Origin of the sequence: Citrobacter sp. wls711, from assembly GCF_005281055.1 — a bacterium.
Taxonomy (GTDB): domain Bacteria; phylum Pseudomonadota; class Gammaproteobacteria; order Enterobacterales; family Enterobacteriaceae; genus Citrobacter; species Citrobacter gillenii.
Genome location: NZ_SZXC01000068.1, coordinates 204,064 through 212,029, shown reverse-complemented (window position 1 = coordinate 212,029; position 7,966 = coordinate 204,064). Strand labels below are relative to the sequence as shown.

Here is a 7,966-nt window from a genome sequence, read left to right as displayed (position 1 = left end):
TCAGTTGCTTAACTGACTGGCATTACACCGCAAGGTGGCGTTTTTTTTTACATCCCGCGCATAACCAGCGCGTCATCTAATTCCCGATACGCCGCCACTAACTTATCCAGCGTAATCCGGCTTAACCCACTCGGGTTCGGCAACACCCAGATCTGCGTCGCGCCAATCGTCAGCGTCTGTTTCCCCCACTGTGCGCCACGCTGGCTGAAGCCTTGCTCAAATGCCTGTTTTCCCAAAATAGCGAGCGCCGCTGGCTGATAGTCTTCAATCTTCTCAACGAGCTGACGACCACCGCTACGCATCTCCTGGAGCTTCACTTCGTTGGCCTGCACCGTCGGCCTGTCGACAAATTTGGTGACGCCACAGCGAAAATCCAGCAGGTGTTGTGCCTCTTCTGGCTTTAGCTGGCGATCGGTAAATCCCGCCTGATGGATGACCTTCCAAAAGCGGTTAGCAGGATGCGCAAAGGGAAAACCTGTACCCGCCGAAGAGAGCCCCGGATTGATGCCGCAAAAAACCACCCGCAGCCCCGGCGCCAGTATGTCCTTAACCATAATCACTCCGCACAATACATCAGGCAACCAGTATAACGGACTGAAAATACATTGTTTATAAAAACAGCATCCGTACGCTTATGGCTGGATTGCAACGCAGAGTTACTTTATAATCCACCGCCACGGCCCCTTAGCTCAGTGGTTAGAGCAGGCGACTCATAATCGCTTGGTCGCTGGTTCAAGTCCAGCAGGGGCCACCAAATATCAAGGACTTGTGAGAAATCACGGGTCCTTTTTGCTTTGTTGGTTACCCATAATTTAGCCTGGACCTCAACGGGATCGACTCTGGTACGAATCAACATATCGTAGGCTTATACGCGCGATGACTTCTGCAAGAAGTCAGTCAGGTGGGAGTTTGGAAAAGAATAAGGATGAAAATACGCGATATGTCAGCGCGACATCAATCCATACTGATAGAAGCTCGTTGGACGCCACCACCTTGAAAGTGGAAACGTCCGTTAGCGTGTTATTCGATAGTCAGCTCACACGAGTTCTTTGAGCTGATCTTGCATATAGGTCGAAAAGTACTCAGGGTTCTTGATAAGGATACGGTTACCGGAGGCGACTTTTTCAGCCCATCCAGCGACTTTTTTTGTGAACTCAGGATTCCATCCCTCTTGCTCACCGCGTGCCATCACATCTGCTGCGCTCACTGGCACACCTAAATCATGCAAATATTTTAAAATTCCCTTGGCCGTACTTTCATCCATGGAATGGGGTACTGGCGCCGATGTGTTCATACCACCAATAAAATCCAATGCTTTCTCAATTGCTGTTGGCATGCTCTTATCCTTAAAATTAACCGCGTATTAAACACCTTTATACTATGTACCCAAGTCAGCCGGGATATCAAAGAGAACGTTGCCTTTATTTGATTTATGCCGCAGCCAAACGCTTGCGGTGGTGGTTTTCTGCACTATTTTTTCGCATCACCAGCCAAAACCAGCCCGGTTGCCACCGCATTTCGTGGCCCTTCGATTCCCCGAATATTGCCCTGACCGGCAACAACGCCGTAATGCGCCAGCGCGTCGGTGATCATCTGTGGGATTTCAAAATCCAGCGATGAACCGCCCACCAGCACCACAAAAGAGATGTTGCGAATTGAGCCGCCGGGTGAGACCTGCCGCAATGCGCGCAGGCAGTTCGTCACAAAGACCTTCTCCTTGGCCTGACGACGTACCAGCCGTATTTTCTCCAGCGACGTCTGGTTCTCAATGGGGATGGCTTTGCCCGCTTTCAGATACACCACTTTGGCAAACACCGACGGGCTGAGCGGTTCACGAAAGAACTCCACCGCGCCGTTCTCGTGGCGAATACTGAACAGACTCTCCACTTTCGCCAGCGGATATTTTTTTATCTCCTCTGCCAGAAAAGGATCGCTCAAGCCGAGCTCCGTTTTGATAAGCAAGCTGACCATGTTCCCTGCTCCCGCCAGATGTATCGCCTTAACGGTGCCATCGTTATGGATAATCGCAGCATCGGTGGATCCGGCACCTAAGTCGAGGATCGCCAACGGCGCGGCGCATCCTGGCGTCGTCAATGCCCCGGCCACCGCCATATTGGCCTCCACGCCCCCCACTTCAACTGGCGTATTCAGCCGCACACTCAGCTCACGGGCGATCGTCTGCATCTGTAGCCGATCGGATTTCACCATCGCCGCAATGCCAACCGCGTTTTCCATTGAATATTCCCCGGCAACACCGCCCTGGACTTTACGGGGAATAAACGTATCGACCGCCAGCAGATCCTGAATGTGTACTGAATTCATATCGTGCCCGCTCAGCGAGGCCATCACCTTACGCACGCGCTCCAGCATGCCACCCGCGTGAGTACCGGCCTCACCGCGAATGTCGCAGACCGGCGCACAGGCGTTCATCACCTGCATAATTGCCTGAGCGCCTTGGGCCACATCGGCTTCTCCGCCACGCTTTTCACCACTGATAAAGATCTTGCCCGCCGGGATCACCCGTGATTGCACATCGCCCTGCGGGGTTTTCAGCACCACAGCGGATCGGTTGCCGATCAGTGCCCTGGCGATCGGGACGATCGTTTTTGTTTCCTCCGGCGTCAGGGCAAAGAAAGTGGCGATACCATAAGGATTCGACAGTACCCGAACCCCCTGTCCTGCTGCCGCCACTTCTACCGCCGCCAGCACCCCTTCCGGGACTTTCTCCAGCAGCGTGACTTCATCAATCACCGGCAGCGTTCGTCGCAGACGATTATTGACCAGTACGCCATCGTCCTTTTTCAGGATCGCCGCCACCACGTCGACGCCGCGATCCAGCGCCGCATTGATAAGCCACACCGCCTCGAGAAAATCCATCTCTGCGCCCACCAGCGGGATCCAGCCCTGCGCAAACCGATCGAGGCTCAACGATGCCAGTTTCTCCACGGCGATCGTGGTACCCATCCCTACGCCAACACCGCCTGGCGTTTGCGGGTTATGACCAATCATTGTCGATTCAGTGATGATGGTTTCGGTGATCGTCTCCATCGCCACATCACCAATGACCGGTGCGGCCTCGTTGATGCAGATTTTCGTCACATCCTGAAGCGACGACGACGTTTTTTCCAGCGCCTGCTGCAGGGAGGTCACTACCCCGGCAATGTTATCCCGCGTGCCTTTCATGCCCGTGGTCGCGACGATCCCGCTGGCAACAAACCGGCCATCCTGCGCCAGCGCCACTTCCGTGGTGGCGTTGCCGATATCAATCCCTGCAATTAACGGCATACCGCCTCCGTCACTGACTGCCTTTACGCAGCTTGTTTCTCTGCTGGTACACGTCTGCCGACTCGCGGACAAACCCGGCGTTCACCGTGGCATGCCAGGTGTGCTCCAGTTCATCGGCAATGGCCTGTAACTCCGTAAATGAAGAACGAAATGGGCGCAGCGCATTGTAGATTTCCAGAATGCGAGCATCCGGGATGGCAATCAGTTCCGCCGCACGGCGGAAATTACGCGCCACGGCGTGACGCTGCATCTGCTCGGCGATCTGCGCCTGATACTCCAGCGTTTGCTGAGAAATACGCACATCCTGTGGCCCCACACGCCCTGCCAGTACATTCTCAAGAGTAATATCAGTTAACGGCTTTCCGGTGGGCGTGAGGATTTTCTCCGGGCAGCGAGTCGCTAACGGATAATCCTGCGCGGTCATGATGTTTTCGTTCATCGTCATTCCCTTACTAAGGCAATATGCAGCGTGACAGGCGCGGCATCCTGCACCACGTGTTTGGTTTCTTTAATGTGGAACAGCGCAGCCTTGGCCATAAATTTCGGTCGTACCATCTGGTCATTAACGACCGGTACCGGCGAGGGCGACTCTTTGCGTGCGTAACGCGCGGCGTTCTTACCAATCTGGCGATAGGTTTCCAGCGTCAGCAGCGGGGCCTGAGAAAAAAGCTCCAGGTTGCTCAGCGGCAGCAAATCACGCTGATGAATCACCGTGGTTCCTTTCGACTGAATACCAATGCCGATGCCGGAGCCGCTCAGATTTGCTGCATCCCAGGCCATAAAGGAGACATCCGAAGTGCGCAAAACTCTGACCACCCGCGCATGTAATCCCTCTTCTTCAATTCCGGCCACCAGCTCTTTCAGGATTGCCTTGTGCGGCATATCAATCAGGGTCTTATGCTGGTATTTATCAAAGGCCGGCCCAACGCCAATCACCACTTCATCCGCGCGATCGTCCGCTTTTGCCGCCTCGCCTTCGCTAACCTGCAGGGTGAAAACCGGCTTACGTTCAGTTGTACATTCCACCGCATACCGCCTTATTCAATGCTGCCAGGCTGAACCACACCCGCAATATTTTTAATTTCCGCCCAGCGTTCGGCAGAGATGCGATAGCCGGTGCCGGGTCCCTGATAATCATTGATGTCATTAACGGCGCTGACCACCTCAAACTGGCGATCCAGAATGGCGGATGTTTGCAGATAATCGCCGGTCACACGCTGCCTCAACATGTTGAGAATATTGCTGGCGATATCGTCAAAACCGCTGGCACTCAGCGCGCCAACAACATCCAGCCCGGTGATATTGCGCTTCATCATTTCTTCCACCGCGGCCAAATCCTCTACCACATTACGCGCGGGCATATCTTTGCTGCCGTGAGCATAGGTGGCGGCGTCGACCTCTTCATCGCTAATCAGCGGCAGGCCCAGCTCGCGAAACACCGCCTGAATAGCGCGAGCCGCCTGATTGCGAATAGCGATAGTTTCCTCTTCCGTTACCGGACGCAGACCGCCATCAACCATCAGATCACGTTGCAGAATGTTGTAATCATCAAAGTCCTCGGCATCGAAGTTAGACCCAGCAAACATGTTGTCGTAGTTCGGTACCGCGCTGTAGCCGGAAAAGATAAAGTCGGTACCGGGCAACATCTGCATCAATGTGCGGGCGGTACGGCGAATATCGGAGTGCGAGAAGGTCTGGTCATTCGCCGACGCCACTTCGAGGTCGAGCATCGAGGCAATCAGGTTTTCCGCCAGCACTGCACGGATCCCCGACGGTACCGCCCCGGTCATACCAATACAGCTGACCGCGCCGTTTTGCAGCCCCTGAACGCCCGCGCCCTTAGTGATAAAAATGCAGCGCGACTCCAGATACAGCATTGATTTGCTTTCTGAGTACCCCATCAGCGCCTCCGAGCCAGTGCCGGAGGTGTAGCGCATCTTCAGCCCGCGGGAAGCGTAGGCTGAGGCGAGAAAGGATTTTGACCACGGCGTGTCATCGCCGTCGGTAAACACTGACTCTGTACCGTATACCGACACCGTTTCGGCGTAGCTGGTTAAGCCGCGCATACCCAGTTCCAGTTCGGTGGCTTCTTCAACGGAACATTGGGTAAGCACGCCAGGACGGCCGCACTGCGAACCAACCAGCAGCGCCAGCGCGTTAAACGGCGCATAGCGGGCGATGCCTACGGTCGTTTCTTGCTCGGAAAAACCACGGATCCCCGCCTCGGCGGCATCGGCGGCAATTTGCACCGGGTTATCTTTCAGGTTGGTGACGTGACACTGGTTAGAGGGTGTGCGTCTGGCGCGCATTTTTTGCAGCGCCATCATCATTTCCACCACGTTCATTTTTGCCATCACCTCCACCGCTTTCGCCGGGGTGATGGCGGTGGTAATGGCAATAATCTCTTCCCGACTGACGTGGATATCCACCAGCATTCTGGCGATGTCCAGTGCGTCGAGTTGCATTGCCCGTTCGGTTTCCGCGACGTTAATCGCGTAGTCAGCAATAAAACGGTCAATCATGTCGAACTGTGCACGATCTTTACCGTCCAGTTCCACAATACGGCCATTTTCCACCTTCACTGACGACGCGGGATCGTAGGGGCTTTCCATGGCGATCAGCCCCTCTTCCGGCCATTCGCCAATCAGCCCATCCTGATTGACAGGCCGCTGGGCAAGAACTTCGAATCGTTTTGATCTTCTCATAGCGCGTTGACTCAAAAAGTAAATAATAAGGACGCCGGGCCGTATCGCTGGTGTTTTACCGTCCCAGCAATCGCCTTTATCAGCAATAGCCGAACTTTAAATGAGCAGAATAATAAAAAAATAAAATTAATTACGTTCCAATTTGGCACGCAATTAAAACGCATCGTTTCATATTGAAACGCGTATTTGGAATATCCATAGAGAATTGTGACGAGGTTAAATGATCATTATCAATAAACGCCAAAGGAAGATCACTCACTTGCTATTTTAGAATTTTTTACTGTATTGACTTAATAACGTGCTGCGCGAAAATAAAGAAAACCCAATGATAAAAAATAGCTGCCGCGCGATATTTTTCGTGACCTCAGCCCTACACAATTAACAGGAGATACCGTGAATAAGAGCCAACCCATCGCCACCCCGTTGAGGCTAAAGCGCTTGAAATCAACGTCCCGGTCGTCTTTTCCGTTGTTGACCACGGCGGAAACACGCTGCTGATACAGCGCATGGATGAGGCGTTTGTCACCAGCTGCGATATTTCACTCAATAAGGCCTGGACCGCCTGCTGCCTGCGACAGGGGACTCACGAAATTACCGATGCGGTGCAACCCGGTGCATCTCTTTATGGCCTTCAGCTCACCAACCAACAGCGCATTATTATTTTCGGCGGAGGGCTTCCAGTTATATTAAATGGAAAAATAATTGGCGCCGTCGGCGTGAGTGGTGGCACCGTCGAACAGGACCAGCTATTAGCTGAAACCGCACTATATTGCTTCTCTGAATTATAAAATAAACGTAAGAAGGTATATTATGAGCTATCGTATGTTTGATTATCTTGTGCCAAATGTGAACTTTTTTGGCCCCAATGCTGTTTCCGTAGTGGGTGAACGCTGCAAACTACTGGGTGGGAAAAAAGCCCTGCTGGTGACCGATAAAGGCCTGCGGGCAATTAAAGACGGTGCGGTAGATAAAACGCTCGCGCATTTGCGTGAAGCCGGTATTGAAGTAGCAATCTTTGACGGCGTCGAGCCAAACCCCAAAGACACCAACGTACGCGATGGCCTGGCGGTGTTTCGTCAGGAGCAATGCGATATTATTGTCACCGTCGGCGGCGGTAGCCCACATGACTGCGGTAAAGGTATTGGTATCGCGGCCACTCACGAAGGCGATCTCTACAGCTATGCCGGAATTGAAACCCTGACCCACCCGCTACCGCCTATCATTGCGGTCAACACCACCGCCGGTACAGCCAGTGAAGTGACCCGTCACTGCGTACTGACCAACACCAAAACAAAAGTGAAATTTGTCATTGTCAGCTGGCGCAACCTGCCGTCAGTATCGATTAACGATCCGCTGCTGATGCTTGGCAAACCTGCACCTCTGACCGCGGCCACCGGGATGGATGCTTTGACCCACGCCGTGGAAGCCTACATTTCCAAAGATGCAAATCCGGTCACCGATGCCGCCGCTATTCAGGCAATCCGCCTGATCGCCCGTAACTTACGCCAGGCCGTAGCGCTGGGCAGCAACCTGAAAGCTCGTGAGAACATGGCCTACGCTTCACTGCTGGCGGGGATGGCCTTTAACAACGCCAACCTCGGCTACGTACACGCCATGGCGCACCAGCTTGGCGGCCTGTATGACATGCCGCACGGCGTGGCGAATGCCGTACTGCTACCGCACGTGGCACGTTATAACCTGATCGCTAATCCGGAAAAATTTGCCGACATCGCCGAGTTTATGGGTGAGAACACCGACGGCCTGTCTACCATGGACGCCGCCGAGTTGGCGATTCACGCTATTGCCCGCCTGTCTGCTGATATCGGCATTCCACAACATCTGCGCGAACTGGGCGTAAAAGAGGCCGATTTCCCGTATATGGCAGAGATGGCCCTGAAGGACGGCAACGCATTCTCGAACCCACGTAAAGGTAACGAGAAAGAAATTGCCGCGCTCTTCCATCAGGCTTTCTGACA

The 7,966-nt window shown here is 53.7% G+C and carries 8 protein-coding genes and 1 tRNA gene; 3 read left to right on the top strand and 6 right to left on the bottom strand.

What is annotated here, in order from left to right; all coding sequences use genetic code 11:
- Positions 1 to 47: 47 nt before the first annotated feature.
- The gene (gene mug, locus FDW98_RS19940; RefSeq protein ID WP_096755614.1) at positions 48 to 554 is read right to left on the bottom strand and encodes a G/U mismatch-specific DNA glycosylase; all 507 of its coding nucleotides are present in this window, start codon (positions 552 to 554) and stop codon (positions 48 to 50) included.
- Between the two features lie 124 nt (positions 555 to 678).
- On the opposite strand from mug, the gene FDW98_RS19935 reads away from it, so the two are divergent.
- Positions 679 to 754: transfer RNA gene (locus FDW98_RS19935), tRNA-Ile, on the top strand.
- A gap of 282 nt (positions 755 to 1,036) precedes the next feature.
- Here the strand turns inward: FDW98_RS19935 and FDW98_RS19930 are convergent.
- The 5 genes from FDW98_RS19930 to FDW98_RS19910 all read right to left on the bottom strand — a co-directional run bounded on the left by FDW98_RS19930 (position 1,037) and on the right by FDW98_RS19910 (position 5,990).
- A complete protein-coding gene (locus tag FDW98_RS19930; RefSeq protein ID WP_096755613.1) occupies positions 1,037 to 1,336 on the bottom strand; it encodes a DUF1889 family protein in 300 nt (99 codons plus the stop codon).
- Positions 1,337 to 1,470: 134 nt separating this feature from the next.
- Complete coding sequence (locus tag FDW98_RS19925; protein ID WP_096755612.1) at positions 1,471 to 3,285, bottom strand: diol dehydratase reactivase subunit alpha; 1,815 nt, start codon at positions 3,283 to 3,285, stop codon at positions 1,471 to 1,473.
- Between the two features lie 10 nt (positions 3,286 to 3,295).
- On the bottom strand, positions 3,296 to 3,724 hold the full coding sequence (locus FDW98_RS19920) for a diol dehydratase small subunit (protein ID WP_071697585.1): 429 nt from the start codon (positions 3,722 to 3,724) through the stop codon (positions 3,296 to 3,298).
- A 2-nt stretch (positions 3,725 to 3,726) separates the two neighbouring features.
- The gene (locus FDW98_RS19915; RefSeq protein WP_096755611.1) at positions 3,727 to 4,311 is read right to left on the bottom strand and encodes a propanediol/glycerol family dehydratase medium subunit; all 585 of its coding nucleotides are present in this window, start codon (positions 4,309 to 4,311) and stop codon (positions 3,727 to 3,729) included.
- An 11-nt stretch (positions 4,312 to 4,322) separates the two neighbouring features.
- The gene (locus tag FDW98_RS19910; RefSeq protein WP_096755610.1) at positions 4,323 to 5,990 is read right to left on the bottom strand and encodes a propanediol/glycerol family dehydratase large subunit; all 1,668 of its coding nucleotides are present in this window, start codon (positions 5,988 to 5,990) and stop codon (positions 4,323 to 4,325) included.
- A gap of 443 nt (positions 5,991 to 6,433) precedes the next feature.
- Between FDW98_RS19910 and FDW98_RS19905 the strand changes: the two genes are divergently transcribed.
- Both FDW98_RS19905 and dhaT read left to right on the top strand, forming a co-directional pair.
- The gene (locus FDW98_RS19905; RefSeq protein ID WP_137398937.1) at positions 6,434 to 6,778 is read left to right on the top strand and encodes a heme-binding protein; all 345 of its coding nucleotides are present in this window, start codon (positions 6,434 to 6,436) and stop codon (positions 6,776 to 6,778) included.
- A 22-nt stretch (positions 6,779 to 6,800) separates the two neighbouring features.
- Positions 6,801 to 7,964 (top strand): 1,3-propanediol dehydrogenase, encoded by a 1,164-nt coding sequence (gene dhaT / locus FDW98_RS19900; RefSeq protein WP_096755608.1) that lies wholly within the window; start codon positions 6,801 to 6,803, stop codon positions 7,962 to 7,964.
- Positions 7,965 to 7,966 lie beyond the last annotated feature (2 nt).

Coding starts and splice junctions, on each gene's coding strand:
- mug (WP_096755614.1), bottom strand. CDS start 554: ATGGTTAAGGACATACTGGCGCCGGGGCTGCGGGTGGTTTTTTGCGGC.
- FDW98_RS19920 (WP_071697585.1), bottom strand. CDS start 3,724: ATGAACGAAAACATCATGACCGCGCAGGATTATCCGTTAGCGACTCGC.
- FDW98_RS19930 (WP_096755613.1), bottom strand. CDS start 1,336: ATGCCAACAGCAATTGAGAAAGCATTGGATTTTATTGGTGGTATGAAC.
- dhaT (WP_096755608.1), top strand. CDS start 6,801: ATGAGCTATCGTATGTTTGATTATCTTGTGCCAAATGTGAACTTTTTT.
- FDW98_RS19910 (WP_096755610.1), bottom strand. CDS start 5,990: ATGAGAAGATCAAAACGATTCGAAGTTCTTGCCCAGCGGCCTGTCAAT.
- FDW98_RS19925 (WP_096755612.1), bottom strand. CDS start 3,285: ATGCCGTTAATTGCAGGGATTGATATCGGCAACGCCACCACGGAAGTG.